General features: G+C 70.1%; 15 protein-coding genes. 7 read left to right on the top strand and 8 right to left on the bottom strand.

What is annotated here, in order from left to right:
• Positions 1–625 precede the first annotated feature (625 nt).
• The 3 genes from ABT288_RS10720 to ABT288_RS10710 all read left to right on the top strand — a co-directional run bounded on the left by ABT288_RS10720 (position 626) and on the right by ABT288_RS10710 (position 4684).
• The gene (locus tag ABT288_RS10720; RefSeq protein ID WP_351604915.1) at positions 626–1279 is read left to right on the top strand and encodes a hypothetical protein; all 654 of its coding nucleotides are present in this window, start codon (positions 626–628) and stop codon (positions 1277–1279) included.
• A gap of 211 nt (positions 1280–1490) precedes the next feature.
• Entirely contained in the window at positions 1491–4178 is a 2688-nt protein-coding gene (locus ABT288_RS10715) for an MFS transporter (protein ID WP_351604912.1), read from the top strand.
• 119 nt (positions 4179–4297) lie between these two features.
• Positions 4298–4684: a BlaI/MecI/CopY family transcriptional regulator gene (locus ABT288_RS10710; protein ID WP_351604909.1), complete on the top strand. Its 387-nt coding sequence runs from the start codon at positions 4298–4300 to the stop codon at positions 4682–4684.
• Positions 4685–5059: 375 nt separating this feature from the next.
• On the opposite strand, the gene ABT288_RS10705 is transcribed toward ABT288_RS10710, so the two are convergent.
• Positions 5060–5710: a phosphatase PAP2 family protein gene (locus ABT288_RS10705; RefSeq protein ID WP_351604906.1), complete on the bottom strand. Its 651-nt coding sequence runs from the start codon at positions 5708–5710 to the stop codon at positions 5060–5062.
• Between the two features lie 192 nt (positions 5711–5902).
• On the bottom strand, positions 5903–6418 hold the full coding sequence (locus tag ABT288_RS10700) for a hypothetical protein (RefSeq protein WP_351604903.1): 516 nt from the start codon (positions 6416–6418) through the stop codon (positions 5903–5905).
• Positions 6419–7021: 603 nt separating this feature from the next.
• On the opposite strand from ABT288_RS10700, the gene ABT288_RS10695 reads away from it, so the two are divergent.
• Together ABT288_RS10695 and ABT288_RS10690 are read left to right on the top strand one after the other, a co-directional pair.
• Positions 7022–8350, top strand: a complete 1329-nt coding sequence (locus ABT288_RS10695; protein WP_351604901.1) for an MGDG synthase family glycosyltransferase — start codon at positions 7022–7024, stop codon at positions 8348–8350.
• Positions 8350–9177 (top strand): polysaccharide deacetylase family protein, encoded by an 828-nt coding sequence (locus tag ABT288_RS10690; RefSeq protein WP_351604898.1) that lies wholly within the window; start codon positions 8350–8352, stop codon positions 9175–9177. Before ABT288_RS10695 ends, ABT288_RS10690 begins: the two co-directional genes overlap by 1 nt.
• On the opposite strand, the gene ABT288_RS10685 is transcribed toward ABT288_RS10690, so the two are convergent.
• The 5 genes from ABT288_RS10685 to ABT288_RS10665 form a co-directional block, all read right to left on the bottom strand.
• Positions 9164–10300: an MFS transporter gene (locus ABT288_RS10685; protein ID WP_351604925.1), complete on the bottom strand. Its 1137-nt coding sequence runs from the start codon at positions 10298–10300 to the stop codon at positions 9164–9166. The two genes, ABT288_RS10690 and ABT288_RS10685, sit on opposite strands and share 14 nt — an antisense overlap.
• A 38-nt stretch (positions 10301–10338) precedes the next feature.
• Positions 10339–10596, bottom strand: coding sequence for a Chromate resistance protein ChrB (locus ABT288_RS10680; RefSeq protein ID WP_351604895.1), 258 nt, complete (start codon positions 10594–10596; stop codon positions 10339–10341).
• Between the two features lie 201 nt (positions 10597–10797).
• The gene (locus ABT288_RS10675) at positions 10798–11454 is read right to left on the bottom strand and encodes a DedA family protein (protein ID WP_351604892.1); all 657 of its coding nucleotides are present in this window, start codon (positions 11452–11454) and stop codon (positions 10798–10800) included.
• A gap of 169 nt (positions 11455–11623) precedes the next feature.
• Entirely contained in the window at positions 11624–12544 is a 921-nt protein-coding gene (locus tag ABT288_RS10670) for an undecaprenyl-diphosphate phosphatase (RefSeq protein WP_351604889.1), read from the bottom strand.
• Between the two features lie 159 nt (positions 12545–12703).
• On the bottom strand, positions 12704–13330 hold the full coding sequence (locus ABT288_RS10665; RefSeq protein WP_351604887.1) for a DedA family protein: 627 nt from the start codon (positions 13328–13330) through the stop codon (positions 12704–12706).
• Positions 13331–13650: 320 nt separating this feature from the next.
• Between ABT288_RS10665 and ABT288_RS10660 the strand changes: the two genes are divergently transcribed.
• Positions 13651–14040, top strand: a complete 390-nt coding sequence (locus ABT288_RS10660) for a hypothetical protein (protein ID WP_351604884.1) — start codon at positions 13651–13653, stop codon at positions 14038–14040.
• 713 nt (positions 14041–14753) lie between these two features.
• On the opposite strand, the gene ABT288_RS10655 is transcribed toward ABT288_RS10660, so the two are convergent.
• Positions 14754–15998, bottom strand: a complete 1245-nt coding sequence (locus ABT288_RS10655; protein WP_351604881.1) for an IS256 family transposase — start codon at positions 15996–15998, stop codon at positions 14754–14756.
• A gap of 589 nt (positions 15999–16587) precedes the next feature.
• On the opposite strand from ABT288_RS10655, the gene ABT288_RS10650 reads away from it, so the two are divergent.
• A complete protein-coding gene (locus tag ABT288_RS10650) occupies positions 16588–20235 on the top strand; it encodes a Z1 domain-containing protein (protein ID WP_351604879.1) in 3648 nt (1215 codons plus the stop codon).
• The last annotated feature ends 103 nt before the right edge of the window (positions 20236–20338 follow it).

Raw genomic sequence — 20338 nt, 5'->3', positions numbered from 1 at the left:
GTCGCTTCGGCGGCCTGTGCGTTCGTCGGCATCAGCGTGAGGGCGGCGGCCGCGGCGCCCGTGGTGGTGATGCCGGTGAGGGCGAGGGTGCGCAGACGGGCGATGCGGGTGCGGGCAGTCATGGTCATACGGAAGGAACTCTCCACGGAAGGACGTCGTCGGCGCCGGCCGCTGTCGGTCGCGGTGGCGTGGGGCGGGGCCCCGTACTGCGTCGGGAGCGGGCGGGGCCGGCGGAATCCCGCTCGGTCCGGCCGGTGGCTCCCGGCGACGACAGCAATGTTTAGCCACGGGTTTGACGAGGCGCAATGATGTGACGTACTACCCGACTACGGAGGAATGTCCGAAATGAGCCGTTATGGAGATTTCTGTGCAGCTCAGTCGGGTGGTGGTTCTACGGCCTCGCCTAGGACGTGATCTGCGTCCTATGGGTGGCGTCACACCCACGACCCCCTCCCGGGGCTCGGCGTCGGTTCGCGGGAGGAGGATCGGGGGCTCCCGATGGAGGACCCGGACACCGATCGACCCGGGCGGTTCCGCCCGTTTCCCCCGCCGCCTCGCATGATCTGTGTGGGTCCGGTGTGGTCCGTCGGGGTGCTGCGTCGGCAGCCCCGTGGCCGGTGGCATCATGACCGGCCGGACCGGCATCCGGCAGGCGGGGAGACGTGAGACGGTGAGGGCGGGACGGGGGCACCGGGTGAAGGCCGACAGTGCACCGAAGACGGTGCCGGGCCGCATCGCGACGACGCTGTGCATGCTGTTCATCGGGGTGCTGTTCGGCGGCCTCGGGCTCGGCGGGGGCGTGGGTCTCGCCGACGGCCTGAAGTACTCCACGCGCATGTCCGGCACCCCCGGGCTGCTGAAGATAGAGACCTGCGAGACCACGGGCACCGGCAAACAGCGCCATACCGACTGCTACGGCCTCTTCCGCTCCGACGATCATCATGTGGTCGACCAGTTCGCCTCCATCGGCGACTCCTACGAGGTCGGGACGGTCATGCCGGTCCAGCACGACGCGGGCGGCCACTGCTATCTGGTCGGGGTGGCCCCGACGGCCGGGCGGCTGGCCGGGATCTGCGCCTGCGTGGTGGCACTCGTCGCCGGCCTGACCGCCCTGTGCGGCGCGTTCTCCACCGTGATGCCGCGGCTGGGCGGACGGATCGGCGCGGCGTTGTGGTCACCGGGGGCCGGCCGGATGCTGAGCCGGCTGCTCAAGGCGTGCGGCATCGGTTTCGCCGTCTTCGGTGTGACGGGCGTGATCGGATGGCTGGCCATGCCCTGAGGACGCCGTTCCGGTGCCGGGGCCCCATGTGACACGGCCTGCCCGGGCCGGGATCTACACTCAGTTGGTAGCCGCAAGCAACGGAACCTGGGGCGACGGCCGTCCCCCGTCCGCTGAAGCACCGCGACGGCGACCTGGTCGACCGCATGTACACAGGCCTCGGAGCCGGGCTGGGCCCGGCCGGCGAGGCGAGGCAAGGAGATCCGCACGCATGACCACGTCCGCATCCCCGGCCCGTGGGGAAACCGGAGCGATATCCGCGTCGGCGCCGGCCGGCAGGCTGACACACCGCCAGATCATGACGATCCTCAGCGGCCTGATGCTGGGGATGTTCCTGGCGGCGCTCGACCAGACCATCGTCAGCACCTCGATCCGCACGATCGCCGACGACCTGCACGGACTCAGCGCGCAGGCGTGGGTCACCACCGCGTATCTGATCACCTCCACCATCAGCACGCCGCTGTACGGCAAGCTGTCCGACCTCTATGGCCGCAAACCCTTCTTCCTGGCGGCCATCACGATCTTCATCGCGGGCTCGGCGGCCTGCTCGTTCGCCACCTCGATGACGGAGCTCTCCGCCTTCCGGGCCTTCCAGGGCATCGGCGCGGGCGGTCTGATGTCACTGGCGCTGGCGATCATCGGTGACATCGTGCCGCCCCGCGAGCGGGCCCGGTACCAGGGCTACATGCTCGCGATGTTCGGATCCTCCAGCGTGCTCGGCCCGCTGATCGGCGGCTTCCTCGCGGGCCGCGGCAGCATCCTGGGCATCGCCGGCTGGCGCTGGGTGTTCCTGGTCAACGTGCCGGTCGGCATCATCGCGCTGTTCGTCGTCGCCAAGGTGCTGAACCTCCCGCACAACCGGCGCGATCATCGCATCGACTGGTGGGGCGCGCTCACCATCGCCGTCGGCGTGGTGCCGCTGCTGCTCGTGGCCGAGCAGGGCCAGACCTGGGGCTGGACCTCCACGAAGGCCTGCGTCTGCTACGCGGTCGGCGCGGTCGGCCTGGTGGTGTGGGTCCTCGTCGAACGGGCGATGGGCGAGGAGGCCCTGATCCCGATGCGGCTGTTCCGCAGCGCGGTGTTCAGCAAGATGAGCCTGCTGTCCGTGCTCATCGGCATGGGCATGTTCGGCGGGATGATGATGATCCCGCTGTACCTGCAGATCGTGAAGGGCGTCAGCCCCACCAAGTCGGGCCTGATGATGCTGCCGCTGATGCTCGGCATGATCGCCGGCACCATCGTGGTCGGACGCATCATCCAGAAGACCGGCAAGTACAAGATCTTCCCCGTCATCGGCACCCTGCTGCTCATCGCCGCCACCCTGCTTTTCCACTACCGGGTGCAGTGGGACAGCCCGCTGCCGGAGACCATGGCCTACATGGCGCTGTTCGGCATCGGCCTGAGCGGATGCATGCAGATCCTGACCCTGGCCGTGCAGAACGCCGTGGAGCCCAAGGACATGGGCGTGGCGACCGCGTCGGCCACCTTCTTCCGGCAGATGGGCGGCACCGCCGGCACCGCGGTCTTCCTGTCCGTGCTGTTCAGCACGGTTGGCGACAAGATCGGCTCGGCCTTCCGGGCGGCGTACGCGACGCCCGCGTTCCGGGCGGCGCTGCACGACCCGGCCGTACGGCACAACCCCGCGAACGCGCCCGTGCTCGAGATGTTCAAGCACCCCGGAGCGGGCGGCGGAAGCGGCTCGGGCGTGCTCGACGACTCCTCGTTCATCCAGCGCCTCGACCCGCGCCTGGCCGAGCCGTTCAAGGTCGGCTTCACCGACTCGATGCAGCTCGTGTTCCTCATCGCGGCGGCCGTGATGGTCCTGAGCTTCCTGGTCGCGGTGTGGACCAAGGAGGTACCGCTGCGCAAGGTCTCCGGGCTGGAGGCACAGGCCGCAGAGGAGAACGCCGGCCCCGCCCCGGAACCGGCCGCGACCACGACCGCAGGGCCCGCCGCTACCACGGACGTGGGGTCCGCCGCCGCAGAGCGCACCGCCGCTGGGACCACCCCTGCCGAGGCCGTCCCCGCGGGGAGGCAGCTCCTCGGGACGCCGCCCGCCGGGACGCAGCCCGTCGCCGGGCCGGCCGATCGGTTCGAACCCGTTCCCGGCGCCCCGTCGTACGGCGTCCAGGGCCGCGTGCTGGACGGCGCGGGCGCGCCGGTGCCGCAGGCCGTGGTCACCTTGATCGACGTGAACGGACGGCAGCTCGGCCGCGCCGTCAGCGGCGCGGACGGGGCCTACACGATGTCCGTCACCGGCCCCGGCACCTATGTGCTGATCGGCGCCGCCGGTGCCCGGCAGCCGCAGGCCGTCACGGTGCTCGTCGGCGAGGAGCCGGTCACCTGCGATCTCGCGCTGAGTGGCACCGTCGCCCTGACCGGAACGGTCCGGGACGCCGTCGAGGGACACCCGCTGCCGGGAGCCCTGCTGGTCGCCACCGATGTGCGCGGCGAGGTCGTGTCCTCCGGCGCCTCGGCCGCCGACGGTGGCTTCCTCCTCGCCGATCTGGTCCCCGGCAGCTACACGCTCGTCGTGAACGCGACCGGACACCGCCCGGCCGCCCTCCCGGTCGAGGTCACCCCGGGAGGCACGCAGGCCTGCGAGATCCGGCTCGAACCCGGCGCCCGGCTCCACGGTGTCGTCAGCGCCGCCACCGGCCGGCCGCTCGACGACGCCAAGGTCACCCTGCTGGACTCGGCGGGGAACGTGGTCGGCACCATGATCACGGGCTCCGACGGCGCCTACGGGTTCACCGACCTGGACGGCGGCGACTACACCGTCATCGCCAGCGGCTACGCCCCGGTCGCCGCGTCGGTGCGCCTGGACGGCAGCGGCGTCACCGGCTTCGACGTCGAGCTGTCCCACCAGGAGGAGTCCCAGAGGGAGGAGGCCCGGTAGCACCGCCACGTCGACACCGGAGATGAGACAGCCCCGTGATCAAGATGGCCGTTTTTCTACGTCTCGTAGTAGCTTGGATGATCGTGGACAGCCTGGCCGGACAGTGAGGGAGGTGCCAGGTGACGGGCGGCAAGGACGGCCGGGGGGAGGCCCGGCGGCGTGCGCGGGGCGAACTGGAGGGCACGGTGCTGGCAGCCCTGTGGGCGGCCGGTGGCCCGGTGTCGGCCACGGTGGTCCAGGAGCAGGTGCCCGATGCCGCGTACACGACGCTGCTGACGATTCTGACGCGGCTGTGCGACAAGGGACTGGTGACCCGGCACCGGGAGGGGCGCAGCTACGTGTACGCGCCCGTGGACGACCAGGCCGGGCATGCGGCGGCGGGGATGCACACGCTGCTGGACGAGGGCGGGGACCGTGCGGCGGTGCTGGCCCGGTTCGTATCGGAACTGTCGGCGGAGGACGAGCAGTTGCTGGAACAGCTGCTGCACGGCGACTCCTCTGTCTGACCCGAGGGTGAGGCGTGTTCCGGCCGGTGCCGATGCATCTGCCGCTGCTGGTGCGCGCGGTGCCGGGTGACCGCGCCGGCGATTCCGGCGATCACCGCCGTGGGCCGACGGGCGGGGACCTGGCCGTCGGCGATGGTCCGGTCCCGGCGGCGTTCGCCTGCAGGGCATGCGGCGCCGGGGCCCTGCTCTCCCCTGCCCGGGCGGCCTCAGATCAGGGCCCGTACCCGCTCCCATGAGCGCAGCAGAGGACGGACTGCGGACCCGACCGGGCGGACGGGGCAGCGCGCCTCGGCGGCGCGCTGCCGGGTGCCGTGAGAACCGGCCTACGGCGGTGTCGGTTGCGACGCGCTACCGGCAGGCGCGTCCCCGCAGGGTCTACCGGGCGTGCTGCAGGGCGGTCGCTGGTTCGGCGGTCAGCAGCGGGCGCAGGGCGCCGGTGCTCAGGGATGCGACCAGCGGGGTGGCCCACCGGCGCACTGCCAGGCTGGTGAGGTAGGCGACCGGGAGGGCGAGGAGCACGGAGCCGAGGACGTCGTGGGGGTAGTGGGCGCCGACGTAGACCCGGGTGAAGCCCTCCACCACGGCGAACACGGCCGCGATGGCGCTCAGGCGGCGGTCGAGCAGGAACAGGGCGGCCACGGTCGCGGCGGCGACGGTGCTGTGACCGCTGGGGAAGGCGTAGTCGGAGGGCGCGGGGCAGGTGTCGACGATGTAGGCGTGGGGCATCGACCGGCAGGGCCGCACCTCGCCCACGATCTTCTTGACCACCTCGGCGGCGGCGAAGGCGACCAGGACGGCGACCGGTGCGGCCAGTGCGACCGCCATCTCCCGTGCGCCGCGGCGGCGCGCGCTCCACCAGCCCATGACCATGAGCACCGCGAAGACGCCGAGACCGAGGTTGGTCCACAGCTCCAAGGGGGTGTTCAGCCACTTGGTGTCGCGGGCGAAGTCCGTGACGGAGGTGAACAACGAACCGTCGATGCCGGATCCGTCGAAGGCCAGTTGCGCGGTGGCGGCCGCGATCATGGGCAGGTCCTTCCCTGTCAGCACGAGGCGACGCGGAACGGCCCTGCGCCGCCGTGATCCCCACGCCCGCGATGGCATGCTGATGACATCGCGGTGAATCAGTGGTGGCCGTCCGGCTAATCTACTACATGTTGTAGAAACGTGGCTGTGGTCCTGCCCACCGGTTCGGTGGCGGAGTGCCGGGACCGTCGGCTACGGGGCGGGGCGGGGAGTGGAAGGCCGTGCCGTGCCGTCGTGGTGGGCGAAGCGGATGGTGGAGACGGTGAACACCACGGGTCTGCGCGGGTCGTCGAGGTTCACCGTGACCTGGTGGGCGGGGCGCAGGCCCCGTGGGTTCAGTGCCGTGCTCGCCCAGTGGTGGCCTGGCGGGAAGCGCCAGCCGACCTGGCTGCGCAGGCGGGTCGGGACGACGTCCGTGACCAGACCGTCCCGGAGGTGTGCGCGGTTGGTGCCGAGCCGGGCCAGGAAGCCGGCCAGTCCGGCGGGGGTGGTGGTGAACTGCACATACAGCGAGTCCTTCTCCCAGGCGTTGGCCTCGAAGAAGGTGACATCGCTCGCTCCGGCCGGGATCGGCACCTGGTAGACGTCGCGCTGCACGGTGGAGGGCGTGTCGCGGACGAGCCCCGCCCGCTCGGCCCGCAGCTTGCGCGCGGCGGCCACGTTGTGGCTCTGGTCGGCCGAGATCGCCAGATAGGCGGCCGGGGTCACGACCAGGAGGGCGGCGACGGCCCCGCGGCACAGGCGAGCCGTCGTGCCCCGGGACGGCGGACGGAGGGTCCGGGTTCCGGCGGGCCGCCCGGTTTCCGCCGAGGCCTGCCCGGTCACCGGCGCGGCGCCGGTCTGTCGCAGGAAGGGTGAGCTGCCGGCCGTACACGCGATACCCGCGGCGCCATCGGTGAACCCCCTCCTTCCTGTTTTCGTCGACGGTCCATTGTACTTCTACATCATGTAGTAACTTTCTGGGTGGGGTGCGGATCCTTGCCGTGCTCGCCTCGGTCGCCGCGCTCCTCGCCGGCGTCGCGCTGTGTTCGGCCAGAGTGCGCCGGCAGTTCGGATACGTCGCCTACCTGTTCACCCTGGCTCTGTATGCCTTGATGTCGGTGGCGATGCGCGCTGCGGGGTCAACGACAGCAGGTTTCGTTCACCGCTCCCCAAGTTCTACATCGTGTAGTAGCTTCTGCCTCACGGCGCCTGCCGAGACCGAGTGGCCCCGCTCGGCCGTGAAAGAGGCATGGCCCCGTCCTGCGCACGGCACCGTCGGGCCCGGGCATCTCCGGCCGTGCGTCCATCCCGTCAGGAGGCTGAACCCCCGTGGCTCAACGCGACGACCTGATGCCGACGACGGCGCCCTCGGTGTCCGCCTCAGCTCTGCCGGCCTCAGGCCCTCGGCGGATCGCGATCATCTCCGCGAGCGTCGGTGCGGGACACGACGGCGCGGCGGCCGGGCTGGCCGACCGGCTGGCCGCGCACGGCTTCCTGGTGGACCGGTACGACTTCCTCGACCTGCTCCCCGCGCGCACCGGCAGGCTGATCTGCGACGTCTACCACCGCATGCTGACCTGGGCACCGGCGGGCTATCAGCGCCTGTACGCGGCGACCGAGCACGCGTCGCGCCCGGGCGCGCTGTGGCGGGCGCTGTTCCGCGGCGCCGAGCAGCCCACTCTGCGAGCGCTCGAGCCTGACACGTGCGCGGTCGTCTCGACGTACCCCGGTGCCAGCCAGGTCCTCGGCACGCTGCGGCGGCGCGGTCTGCTGAGGGTGCCGGCCTTCACCTACCTGACCGACTTCTCCGTGCACGCCCTGTGGGTGGCCCCCGGTATCGACGCCCACCTCGCCGTGCACGCGGTGCCCGCGGCCCAGGCCCACGCCCAGGGCGCGGCCGCCGTGACCGTCGTCGGCCCCGTCACCGGTCCGCGGTTCGCCCCCGCAACCGACGAGCAACGGCGGGCGGCGCGTGACCGGTTCGGCCTGCCCGGGCAGGAGCCGCTGGCCTTGCTGGTCGCGGGCTCGTGGGGCGTCGGCCCCGTGCGGCGGGCCGCCGCCGAGATCCGGGAGACGGGGGTGGCGGTGCCGGTGGTGGTGTGCGGACGCAACCAGGCCCTCGCCGACGCGCTGCGAGGAGACGGCATCGAGCATGCCTTCGGCTGGGTGGAGGACATGCCCGGCCTGATGCACGCCTGCGACGTGCTGGTCCAGAACGCCGGCGGGCTGACGTCGCTGGAGGCGTTCGCCGCCGGCCTGCCGGTGCTCAGCTACCGCTGCATCCCCGGCCACGGCCGGACCAACGCCGCCGCCCTGGACGAGGCGGGCCTCGCGGCCTGGATCCGCGAACCGGCGGACCTCGGCCCGGTGCTCGCCGAACTCCTCCACGGTCCGCGTGGCCGTGCCCAGCGCGCGGCAGGACTCGAACTGCACCGCTCCGCTCCCGGCCCGGTACCCGCCATCGCCGCCGGAACCGGACCTCAACCCGCTGCGGGCGCACAGCCCGTGACGAGCCGCCGTCCGGCGAGACGGCGGCCGAGCCTGGCTGTCGCCGGTGCGGCGGCCACCCTTTCGCTGGGCATCGCGGCGACGATCGCCTGCACCGAAGCCCCCGCGCGCCTCCCCGCCGTCACCCACTACCTGGACGGGGACTGGTGATGACCCCGGCTCGTCTCGCCCGTGCCGCCGCGCTCGCCTCGGCCACGGCGCTGCCCGCACTCGCCGTTCTCCAGGCGGCCCCCGTGGTCTCGACCTTCGGCCCGCTGCGCAACACGGTCATGCCGCGGCTGTCCGGGCAGGGCCGACCGGATCACATCGCCCTCACCTTCGACGACGGCCCCGACCACCTGTCCACCCCGCACTTCCTCCGGCTCCTCGACGCGCGAGGGATCCGTGCCACGTTCTTCGTGCTCGGTTCGATGCTGGTCCGTTCGCCCGGGCTGGCGAGGGAGATGACGGCCGCCGGGCACGAGATCGCCGTCCACGGCTGGCACCACCGTCCGCTGCTGGTGCGTGGTCCCCGTGCCACCTACGACGACCTGGCCCGCGCCCGCGACGCGGTGGCCGACGTCACCGGCCGGACACCGGAGCTCTTCCGGCCCCCGTACGGGGTGATGACCACCACCGCCCATCTGGCCTGCCGCCGCCTCGGGCTGACTCCGGTGCTGTGGACCTGCTGGGGCGAGGACTGGCGCAAGCGGGCCACACCCCGATCCGTCGAGGACACCGTCCTGCGCGACCTGCGCGGCGGAGGCACCATCCTGCTGCACGACTCCGACTGCACCTCCGCCACCGGCTCCTGGCGCACCACCCTGCGGGCACTGCCCCGCATCCTCGACGTCTGCCAGGAGCACGGCCGGCAGATCGGACCTCTGCGCGAGCACGGCGTCCCGGGCCTGCCCGGCGCAGTCCCCTCCGGGCAGCGTCCGTCCCACCCGGCGAACGGCCGGGCAGAGCGGGAGGGGTCGCCGATCACCTTCCCGTGAGGCGCCCTCGCAGCACGGTGAGGGCCGGACCGAGGGCGAGGAGGAGGCCGAGGGCGGCGTAGCCGTGGGTGAGGGTGGTGAGGGAGGCGACCGTCGCGACGAGCAACGGGCCGCCCGCGTCGCCGAGTTCGCGGCCGAGTTCGGCGGCGCCCATGGTCTGCCCGAGCCGTTCGGCGGGGGTGCTCGCGGCGAGGGCGGCGAAGCCGAGCGGGGTGATCAGACCGGTTCCGGCGCCGATCAGGGTGGCGCCGGCGAGGATGCCGGTCAGGCCCGGCAGCATGGCGCAGCCCATTCCGGCGGCGGTGAGCAGCAGCCCCGCCGTGACGCCCGTACGGGTCGTGAGCCGCCCGTGGTCCAGTGCCCGTCCCGCCTTCGGCTGCACGACGGCGGCACAGGCGGCCAGCACGGACACGGCGGCACCCGTGGCCACCGTGCCCAGACCGGCCGCCCGCCCGGACACCGGAAGGAAGCCCACCCCGACCGACAGGGCGGCCGTCGCCGCGGCGAGTGCGGCCGTCGGGGCGAGGAACGCCGGCTCGGCCAGCCGCCGGGCGAGGTCGAGGACCGTCTGCCGGGCCTTGGGCAGCGGCGGTACGGCGGGGACGGCGAGCGCGGCCCACCCGGCGACCGCCGCACCGAGTACGGCGAGGACGGCGAAGAGCAGCCGCAGGCCACCGGCCCACACCAGGACGCCGCCCAGCAGTGGGCCGAGGGTGTATCCGATCGACTTGTAGAAGCCGTAGCTCCCGAACGCCCGCCCGTGCCTGGCCGCCGGGTTGAGCCGCGCGACCAGGGCCGAGGCCGACGGGGAGAAGGCGGAGGCCGCGGCACCCTGGCCGAGGCGGGCGGCCCACAGCCAGCCGGGGCTGCCGGCGACGACGTACAGGGCGGACGCGGCGGCGAACGCGACGAGTCCGCCGAGCAGTACCGGGCGCGCGCCGATGCGGTCGGCGAGGCTGCCGAAGACCGGCTTGAGGATCACCTCGGCACCGTCGTACAGGGCGAGCAGGCCGCCGAGGACGAGCAGTGAGGTGACCGCGCCCCGGGCATGGCCGCCGAGGTTGGCGGCAATCCCGTGCGCACCGAAGGCGGTGGTGAAGCCGGCGGCGTACAGCGGCCACATCTGCCGGGCCGGTGCCGCCTGCGTCGTGGCGGCCGTGCTCACTGTTCCGGCTCCGGTGCCTGGCGCAGGGCGGCGAAGACGCGCTCGGCGAGGTCCTCGCGGGCGGCCACGCACTGACCCGGGCGCTCACCGGCCACCGGCGCCTCCGGGGCCCCGAGCACGTCGCGTGCCGTCAGGTCCCGGTGCCGGCGGCGCAGCCGCTCCAGCGACTGCTCCTCCTCTTCCGGCGCGGCGAGGGTGAACCTGGCCTTCGACGTCACGACCTGGCCCTTGGCCTGCTCCGTCAGCGCGACCACCCGCGCGATGCCGTCTGCGAGCAGCGGCTCACCGTCTCTGTGCTCGACACGCTGGGGAATGTAGCAGCCGTCACCTTCACCGACGTACCAGTGGGTGAACGCGGAAGGCGTCCGGGGTGCCTCCCTCCGCGGGAGTGGCCGGAAGCGCCCAAGTCGGCGGAGTCCCGGCGGACGCCGGCCGAAGGGTCAGGAGCGTGATCCTCACGCGGCGTGCCTACGGGTCGGCTTCGTCGTGTCCTTGCCGGTGCGGCGGGAGCGCAGGAGTTCCAGGACCAGCGGCAGCAGGGAGACGACGACGATCAGCCCGACCAGGGGCAGCAGGTAGTGGTCGACGTTCGGGATGCTCGAGCCGAGGGCGTAGCCGCCCAGCACGAGGCCCGCCGCCCACGCCAGCCCGCCGGTGATCTGCCACAGCGCGAACGTACGGGTGGGTACGCCCACGATCCCGGCGAGCGGGTTGAGCACCGTCCGTACCACGGGGATGAACCGGGCCAGCACGATCGCTCTGCCGTGACCGTACCGGGCAAGCAGCTCCTCCGCCCGGGTCACGCCGTTCGCCAGGTGCCGGTTGCGGGCGCGGGCCACGAACGCCCGGCCGGCGCGGCGGCCGAGCAGGTGACCGACCTGGGCGCCGAGCAGTGCCCCGGCCACGGCGGCGGCCAGCACGGCAGGCAGGGAGAAGTGCACCCCGTTCTTGGTGGTCGTGCACAGCAGACCGGCCGTGAACAGCAGCGAGTCGCCGGGCAGGAAGAACCCGACGAGCAGGCCCGTCTCGGCGAACAGCACGAGGAAGATGCCGGCGGTGCCGAACGTGGTCAGCAGCGAGGTGGCATCCAGCGGATTGAGGGCCAGGAACACCCGGGGGTCCTTTCCTGCCGCGCGCCGTCACGGGGTACGGCGGTTCTCTTGGGTGCAGGAGCGCGCGGCGCACTCAGGAGACGGCGGCACGCACGCCGCCGTCGAAGTTCTACTCAATGTAGAAGATGGGTGTGGGAACGCCAAACCCCGTGGTTGGCGCCACGCACTGTCAGCCGATGGTGAAGTAGGCGAGGCTGCCGAGCCCGGCCAGGGTGCAGTAGACGGCGAACGGGACGAGGGTGCGGTTCTCGAAGTAGCGGACCAGATAACGGGTCGCGAGATAGGCCGCGACGAAGGCGGCGATGCCGCCCGCCAGCAGCGGACCGCGCAGGCCGTTGCCCTGGGAACCGAGGAGCGGAGGCAGCTTCAGCAGCGCTGCTCCGCCGATCACGGGGGTGGCGAGCAGGAACGCGAAACGGGCGGAGTCCTCATGGTTCAGGCCCTTGAAGATGCCCGCGCTGATGGTGGAGCCGGAGCGGCTGATGCCGGGGAGGAGGGCGAGGATCTGGGCCGCGCCGATCGTCACGGCCTGGCGGATGGTCATCCGCGTGATCCGCCGGTCCGACAGCTCGTCGGGGCTCAGGTGCTCCTCGTCCGGTGTGACGGCGTCCTCCGCCCGCCGGCGGCCGCTGCCACCGCGCCGCAGCTGTTCGGTGACGAAGAGGACGATGCCGTTGAGAGCCAGGAAGATCGCGGTGGGGATGGGGCGCCCGAGCGTCGTGCGGAAGATCTTGTCGAGCGCGACGCCGGCGACGCCCACCGGGATGCAGGCCGAGATGATCAGCCAGGCGAGACGCTGGTCCACGGTCTGGATGCGACGTTGGGTGATCGACGTGACCAGGCCCCGGATCACCCGGACCCAGTCGCGCCAGAAGAAGACCACCAGCGCCAGCGCGGTGGCCAGGTGGAGGCCGACCAGCTCGTTGAGATACAGCGAGCCGTCGGCGGAGACGTCCAGGTCGTGCTTCCAGTGCCCGCCGAGCAGTGCGGGTATCAGGATGCTGTGCCCGAGGCTCGAGACGGGGAACAGCTCGGTGACGCCTTGCAGCAGGCCGACGCCCACTGCTTCGGGGTAGGTCAGGACGGACATGGATGCCCTTTGGCTCGGAATGCAGGGGTGGGCTCCGGGCGACGCTCGCGGCGGCCCCGGCCAGTCCGGAAACTACTACTTCTTGTAGAACTTGATGGGCTGAGCGAGGAGTGTTCATCTCGATGACGCGCAAGATTCACCTTTCCTCGGAAGGGATGCTCAGTCCGCCGCGCGGCGGCGGCGCAGCACCCTGCGGGCCACGAGCGCGAGAACCAGCACGCCCAGGGCGATGAGCAGATAGGTCGAGTAGCGGTTGACTTCGGTGTAGATGGTGGTGATGTGGTTGCCGGCGGCGTAACCGACGCCCGCCCACAGCCCGACCCACAGCACCGCCCCGAGCGCGTTGAAGGCGAAGAAGCGGGGCCAGGGCATCTCGGCGGTGCCGGCGATGATGCCGTTGAGCTGCCGCAGCCCCTCGAAGAAGCGCGCGACGGTGACGACCTTCCCGCCGTGGCGGGTGAAGAACGCCTCGGCCTTCTCGTAGCGTTCGGGCGGGAGGAAGACGTACTTGCCGTAGCGCTGTACCAGCGTGTGTCCTCCGGTGCGGCCGATGAGGTAGCCGACGTTGTCGCCGAGGACGGCGGCGACGACGCCGATGGTGATGACGGCGGCGATGTTGAGCTGCCCGGCCCCCGCGTACACCGATGCGGCGATGAGGACCGTCTCGCCCGGCGAAGGGACGCCGAAGTCCTCCACGAAGATCAGGCCGCCCACGGCCCAGTAGCCCCAGTGGTCCAGGATCGGCGCGATGTCACCGAGCACCCCGGGGAGCGGTGGTGTACTCATGCGGATCTCGTTCCTTCCGCGGAACGGCGGGCCCGTTTGTCATGTGTTCCGGGCCGGGGCGCGCCGGGGGTGATGGTCTTCAGGTTATTGCTCTCCCGGCCGCGCCCCGGGCGTTCAGGTCGACTGGTTCACCCGCGCGTCCTGTCCGGGGCGAGGGCCACGGTCTCCGTCGTCGTGTCCCGGCTCGGGAGTGGGCCGGGCGGGCACGCCTCTGAGCTACTACATGATGTAGAAGTAGGAGCCAGTCCGGGCTGCTCTGCTCCTCCACCGCCCGCAGCGGGCCGCACCTGCCGTTGCTGCCGGTCCCTGCCTGCGCCGCGGTGGGCACCGTCGCCGGTGCGCAGGCCGGGTTCTGGACCGGACGGCGGGCAGGCCGTGCCGCTCTCGCCCGGATCGGCAACCGACGCCTCCGCGCGGGCGCGGACCGTGCGGAACTGCTGCCGGCCCGCTACGGCTACGCGAGGGCGGTGGTGCTGGGCCGGTTCCTCTGGCAGGTGATCGGCGGCCTGGCCTGGCCTCAGTCGCTCGTCCTCGGCGGGTACTGGCTGGGCGACTCCGTACGTCGTCCGGACGCCTACCTCGTGCCCGCGGCGGCCGCGGTTGTCGTCGTCTCCTTGGTCCCGGTGGCGCTGGAGGTGCTGCGCGGGCGCCGCGCGGAGCGCGCCGGCCGTGACACGCCGGCGGACGTGCCGGGTGGATCAGGCCCCTGACCCGGTCCCGCACCGCAGACCGCGGACGACCGGCGGTCCGTACGCGCGCCGAGGGAGACGCGGGGGCGGCGCACCATGGTTCGGGAGGCCGCCGCGCTCCCCGGGAGGGCCCTCGACGGGTCTGGTCCGGCCCCCGGCCCCCCGCCCGGGGCCATCCCTGCGATGTGGGAACGTGGGCGCGTGAGTACGACGACGCCTCAACCCCTGGAATACAGCTTCGACGGGCCAGAAGGCGCCCCGGTCCTCGTCCTGGGACCGTCGCTCGGCACGACTCGGCACAGGTAGTCGGAACCGTCTTCTGGCGTCCACGTGGTCTATATCGCTGCTGTTCATGCAGGTGGGGCCTTTGGGGTCCAGGTGCGTCGATGGTGTTGGTGACAGGAACGTGACAGCTGAGGAACCTCCGTCGGCCAGGTGGCGACGGGGGTTCCTGCATTCGGGGGCAGCCGTTGGGATGGCGGAGCCCCGCCGCATCCACCTGGCGGGGCTTTGTGACGTGAGGGGGACATGACCCATTGGCTCATGTGGCAGGCGGCAGGCGGCAGGCAAGTAAAGTCCTGATCGCGAGTGACGGAATGTAACGCCTTCCACGCACGGTGCCCGGCTTCGTCGAAGATGCCAGGTACGCATGCAGTTGGGTGGTGGCGCGCTGAGAGTAGATCGCGCTCCATGAAGTCGCCTGCCTCGGGGTCATGTCCCGCGGGGTGGTGTAGTCACGGCAGCTGTTTCGGTTCCGGTTGTGGGGTGATCTGTGGTTCGGGTTCGGTTGGCTTGGTGGTGAAGAGCTCGGCCATGGAGGCTTCGGAGAGGTAGCGGCGGTCGAAGACCTGCCACTCGTCGTGGAGTTCGGCCAGGACCGCGGCGGCGAGCCGGTCCAAGGCGGCGGGGTTGGGAAAGACCTGGACGACGTCGGCCCGTCGTTTGATCTCCCTGTTCAGCCGCTCCAGCGGGTTGGTCGACCAGATCTTCTTCCAGTGCGCCGGCGGGAAGTCGGCGAACGCGGTGATGTCGGTTGCCGCATCCAGCAGCATCGTCTTGACCTGCGGGAACTGCCGTCCGAGCATGTCGGCGACCACGTTCAGCTGGGTGCGCACCTGCTCGCCGGTGGTCTGCGCGAAGATAGTGCGGATGGTCGCGGCGACCATCTCCCCGGAGCCCCTCTCGATCACCGAAAACACGTCCCGGACGAAGTGAACCCGGCACCTTTGCCAGGCCGCGCCGAGGAAAACGGTGCGGATCGCGGCCACCAGACCGCTGTGGCTGTCGGAGATGACCAGCTGGACGTTCTCCAGGCCGCGGGCCCGCAGCGAGCGCAGGAACTTCGTCCAGAACGGCTTCGACTCACTGTCGCCGACCATCAGCCCGAGGATCTCGCGGTGCCCTGTGGCGGAGATCCCGGTGGCGATGACCACGGCCTGCGATGCGATCCGGTGGTTGACCCTGACCTTGCAGTAGGTGGCGTCCAGGAAGACGTAGGGGAAGACGGTGTGGTCCAGCGGCCGCTCCTTGAACGCGGTCAGTTCCGCATCCAGCTCACCACAGATGCGGGAGACCTCGGACTTGGAGATCCCGCTGTCCGCACCGAGTGCTTTGACCAGGTCGTCGACCGAGCGGGTCGAGACACCGTGCACGTATGCCTCCATCACCACGGCGAACAACGCGCGGTCGATCCGCCGCCGGCGTTCCAGCAACGACGGGAAGAACGACCCGCTCCGCACCTTCGGGATCTTCAGGTCCAGGTCACCGGCCTGCGTGGTCAGCAGCCTCTCCCGGTGTCCATTGCGCCAGGTCGTGCGCGTCTCGGAGTGCTCACGCGGCGCGGCACCGATCATCTCCGTGGCCTCGGCCTCGATCAGCTCCTGCAGGATGCGCTCGCACACCACCCTGATTGCTTCAACTCCATCGGCCCTACGTAGTGACTCGAGCAGCCGCATCAGCTCAGACTGAGACAAGGCCATCGCGTGCTCCTCTGGTCGAACTGCCCGTTCACCAGGGAGACTTGCGCGGTGGCCTGCCCTTGTTCAGGGAGCACGCAACGCCAGCGGATGCACGCCCCGAGCAGACACCCGCGCGTTCCGGAACCCTGCCCGGCTACACCACTTCATGGGACGCGATCTGCCTCGGCCCATGTGGTGAAGCCCCAGTCAACGACTCCGTACCCACCAGGTGAGCCAGGCTGTCAGCGTGGCGCCCAATGCGGTCGCCGCACCGCGGAGCACGAACCGGCCGAATAGCAGCCAGGCCCGGCGGATCATCCGACGTGCACGTCGGGAATTCCGGGGGGAGATCTTCGTCTTCCTTGGACGCTTTCGCATCGTTCGCCTTCCTCACGTGCGTGACGCGCACATCGGGTCAGGGCCACGGGCATGGCCGAGCCCCGACCGTTTCGCACGGGACTCTGGTGCACCCGTGGCAACGCGTTGCCGGATCACAGCGCAACAGGCCAGGTCTGTTGCCAAATCTCTGGCAACAGCCACGAGTCAGCCCAACAACCGGTAGGACTGTCTGGTGCCGTCAGAACACTGGGCAGGCGGAAACCTGCGCGAGTTGAACAAGGAGCTGCCTGAACTCCATCAAGCCCTGGCCAAAGCCCTACGTGGTGCGTTCGAGGTCATGCAGATCACCCTGAGGGAATACGCCAGGCGACATCACCTGAGTGTGTCGGTGGTGAGCCGATATCTGAGCGGGAACCGCATTCCGTCCAAAGAGTTCATCGAGAAGACCATCGAGCTGGCCGGCACTCGTCTTACCGCGGAAGACGCCACCACTTTGCGGAACCTCCACAGCCAGCGGGCTGAGGAGAAGGCGGAGCACGGAGAGAGCAGCATCCGGACATTGACGGCGCGCATGCTCAATCAGAAAGTGCAGTACGAGACGGCGGCCCGCCAGTACTTGGCCACGATGGGCGCCTTGGATCGGGCCCAAACAGAGATCCACAGACTGAAGACTCAGCTGCGCCTTTCCACCGGACCGCTGGCCGACACCTCCGATGACCTCCTCGGCGAACTGGAGCGGTATGCCGCGCTACGCGCGGCAGGTGCACGCGATGCCGTCACCTCCATCTCACACGACACCCATCGCCGCTGGCGCACTGCGCTGAACCAATACGATCGCGCCCCGGCCTTGACTTGGACGGACACCGGACCGTGCACCCCCGAGCGCCGCGTGGCCAGCTATCGGCGTCTGGGGCTGGATCAACTGCACCGCGACGCGCTCGACGAACTCGTACCGTTACAGGTCGGCGGCGACGCCGCTGTCGATGACGTTGCGCTCGAGGTGCATTCCCTGGCGCTGGGAGCCATGCACGCCAACGGCCCCCGTCCGCTCGCACGCGCCCTCGAATACTGGTCCGAGGACCATCCGTCTGTATCGGGTGCCGGTGCTCTGGACGCGAGCCAGTCCACTTTCCGCAGTCACCTGGCGTCAGGCGAAACCGCTGCTCCGCTCCTGGCTCTGTGGCGACGAAGCCTCACCGAATGGGACCACGCGGAACGGCCTGCTTGGACATCCACCCCACCCCGTACTGCCGAGCGCCGCATCGCGGTGTATGAGCGCCTCGCACTGGAGCCCGCGACCCGCAGAGTGCTCACAGAGCTGATCCCGATCTCCTTCGCTGAAGGACCGATCATCATCAGTAGCGAGTTCACCCCGTGGTACGCGCCTACTCACCCGCCCGGCCGCCCCTGGTACTGGCCCGCCTACCAGCGCTATCTGGCGCAAATCAAGGGATGGACCGCCGAGGCCGTGGCCACCGTGGGAGAGAGCGCTGCCCAAGTGGTCGCGCGTCTCGCCGACCCTACTGATGCTGCCGCCTACCAGTCCAAGGGTTTGGTCATCGGTTACGTCCAGTCCGGGAAGACCGCCAGCATTACTGGGGTCGTCGCCAAGGCCGTCGATGCCGGCTACCGATTGGTCATCATCCTCAGCGGCTCTCTCAACATCCTCCGCGCCCAGACACAACGGCGGATCGATAAGGAGTTGGTCGGTCGCGAGAACATTCTGCGCGGAGCCCCCGAAGAGGACTGCGAGTACACCTTGGACCCGGAGTGGAGGGCGGGAGAGTTCTTGACTCACGGCGGGCTTCCATCCCTCCGCGGAGCGTTCGACGTTCTCCGACTCACGACCCTGAACAGCGACTATCAGTCCCTGCAACAAGGGATCATCGCGCTCGAGTTCGAGAAGCATGACCCCACGCTGCCGCTGTACCACCCGGCCAACCTGCATCGCACGGCTGCCCGGCTCATGGTGGTCAAGAAGAACAAGGCCGTGCTCGGCTCGGTTATCAGGGACTTGCGCAGACTCGGTGCCCAGTTGCAGGAGATTCCGGCACTGATCGTGGACGACGAATCCGACCACGGATCGGTCAATACGCTGCACCCTGGGCATCAACGCGAAGGCCGTGAGCGCAGCGCCATCAACGGACTCCTCTCCGAACTGCTTGGCCTGCTTCCCCGAGCCCAGTACGTTGCGTATACGGCTACGCCGTTCGCCAATGTCCTCATTGATCCGCACGATGCGGAGGACGTCTTCCCAAAGGACTTCGTGCTCTCGTTGCCCCGCCCGGCTGGGTACATGGGGGCGCGTGACTTCCACGACGTGGACTCTGCCGTTCCTCCTGAGGAGCGAACGGTCGCCAACTCCCAGGAGATGGCCCATGTCCGCGCCATCCACGAAGCTGAACCGGGCGACGACTCCTCTCTGCAACAGGCCCTCGATGCCTTTGTCCTGTCGGGCGCCATCAAGCTGTACCGCGAAGCCCTCGACCCGAGAAGTATCACTTATCGTCACCACACTATGCTGGTGCACGAGTCCGTGCGCATCGCCGACCACCGCGAGCTCATGGATCGTCTCCTTAAGCTCTGGTACGTCCCTGGCCCACTCGAGGCCGAGGCTCTTCATCGGCTGAGGGCGCTCTACGACCTGGACTTTGCCCCCGTATCCGCCCACCGGGCCGAAGACCTCGCACGCCCTGTCTCGTTCGACGAGCTGATCCCGCATATCGATGCCGCGCGTGCCCGCATCGCCGACGGCTCAGAGAAGCCTGTGATCATTGTCAACGGTGACAGGGATATCGAGCGCGCCAGCGTGGACTTCGACCAGCGCCCCGTATGGAAGATCCTAGTCGGGGGCGCCAAGCTCGCCCGAGGCTTCACCGTCGAGGGCCTCACCATCAGCTACTACCGCCGTGCCGCCTCACAGGCGGACACCCTGATGCAGATGGGCCGCTGGTTCGGCTTCCGCGAAGGCTATGCCGACCTGGTCCGGCTCTACATCAGTCGCGGTGAAGCTACTGGGAACAAGGAGATCGATCTCTACGAGGCGTTCGCAGCGATGTGCCGCGATGAGGAGGAGTTTCGGTCTCAACTCGCCGACTACGCACACCTGGTGGACGGCAAGCCGATGATCACTCCGGCTCAACTCCCGCCACTGGTGGCCCAGTACCTGCCCTGGCTCAAGCCGACGAGTCCCACCAAGATGTACAACGCCGAACTCGTGGAGGTCCGGTCACCGGGGAGGTGGATCGAACCGTCGGGCTACCCTCTGGAGATCGGCGCGAAGCGCCGAAACACGGAGCGGTGGCGTGCGATCCTTGACGCGTTCCAGAGCCCCCTGATCCCCGTCTCCGTGCCGGCCGACGGCAGTCGGCAGGAGACCTCCTTCTCCGCGTACACGACTGTCATCGGACACACGCAGCTCCTTGAGGTGCTCAGCAGGCTGGAGTGGCTGACCCCTGACAATTTTGCACCGCACCTCGCCTATCTGCAGAAAGCAAGCACGACGGGGGCAAGCATCGAGGATTGGCTGATCCTCGCCCCTCAGCTAGCCCCGCCGCAGCGCCGGGCCGGATCTGTGCTGGGATCCCCAGAGCTCTCCCTCTTCGTCCGCAGTCGGCGTAGGGGGCCGCTCTTCGGCGCCATCAGCGGCCCCGCACATCGCCTGGCCGCCCGGGCTCTTCGTGCGAGCCTTCCGGATCGCAGGGGGATCGCATTGCTCTACCCGGTCCTGGAGGCGGGTGACGCCTACCAACACACCGCGTACCTGCCCGGCGCACCGGTCGACCCGTCCCAGGTCTCCCTTGCCTTCGCCCTGCTCCCGCCTGGCGACTCGAACGACGAAGCGGCTCCGCAATCTCCTCTGGTCCGATTCCGCGCCAAGAACTCCTCGTTGCCCGATCGTCCCATTATCGACAGGTAGGCGAAAGGGTCTTGTGCGGTTCAGGCCGTCCCGACGGTGCGCGGTCAGTGGGGACTGCTACCAGTGGGACACCAAGCAAACTGACTGGGCCGAGCCACCCCGC

Source organism: Streptomyces sp. NPDC001093 (assembly GCF_040298985.1).
Taxonomy (GTDB): Bacteria; Actinomycetota; Actinomycetes; order Streptomycetales; family Streptomycetaceae; genus Streptomyces.
Note: the sequence above shows the minus strand (reverse complement) of the source record. Positions and strands in the feature narration are given on the sequence as shown.

Excerpts from the sequence above, each read along its gene's own strand:
- ABT288_RS10720 (WP_351604915.1), top strand. The coding sequence starts at position 626 with ATGACCGGCCGGACCGGCATCCGGCAGGCGGGGAGACGTGAGACGGTG.
- ABT288_RS10715 (WP_351604912.1), top strand. The coding sequence starts at position 1,491 with ATGACCACGTCCGCATCCCCGGCCCGTGGGGAAACCGGAGCGATATCC.
- ABT288_RS10705 (WP_351604906.1), bottom strand. The coding sequence starts at position 5,710 with ATGATCGCGGCCGCCACCGCGCAACTGGCCTTCGACGGATCCGGCATC.
- ABT288_RS10690 (WP_351604898.1), top strand. The coding sequence starts at position 8,350 with ATGACCCCGGCTCGTCTCGCCCGTGCCGCCGCGCTCGCCTCGGCCACG.
- ABT288_RS10685 (WP_351604925.1), bottom strand. The coding sequence starts at position 10,300 with ATGTGGCCGCTGTACGCCGCCGGCTTCACCACCGCCTTCGGTGCGCAC.
- ABT288_RS10670 (WP_351604889.1), bottom strand. The coding sequence starts at position 12,544 with ATGTCCGTCCTGACCTACCCCGAAGCAGTGGGCGTCGGCCTGCTGCAA.
- ABT288_RS10665 (WP_351604887.1), bottom strand. The coding sequence starts at position 13,330 with ATGAGTACACCACCGCTCCCCGGGGTGCTCGGTGACATCGCGCCGATC.
- ABT288_RS10655 (WP_351604881.1), bottom strand. The coding sequence starts at position 15,998 with ATGGCCTTGTCTCAGTCTGAGCTGATGCGGCTGCTCGAGTCACTACGT.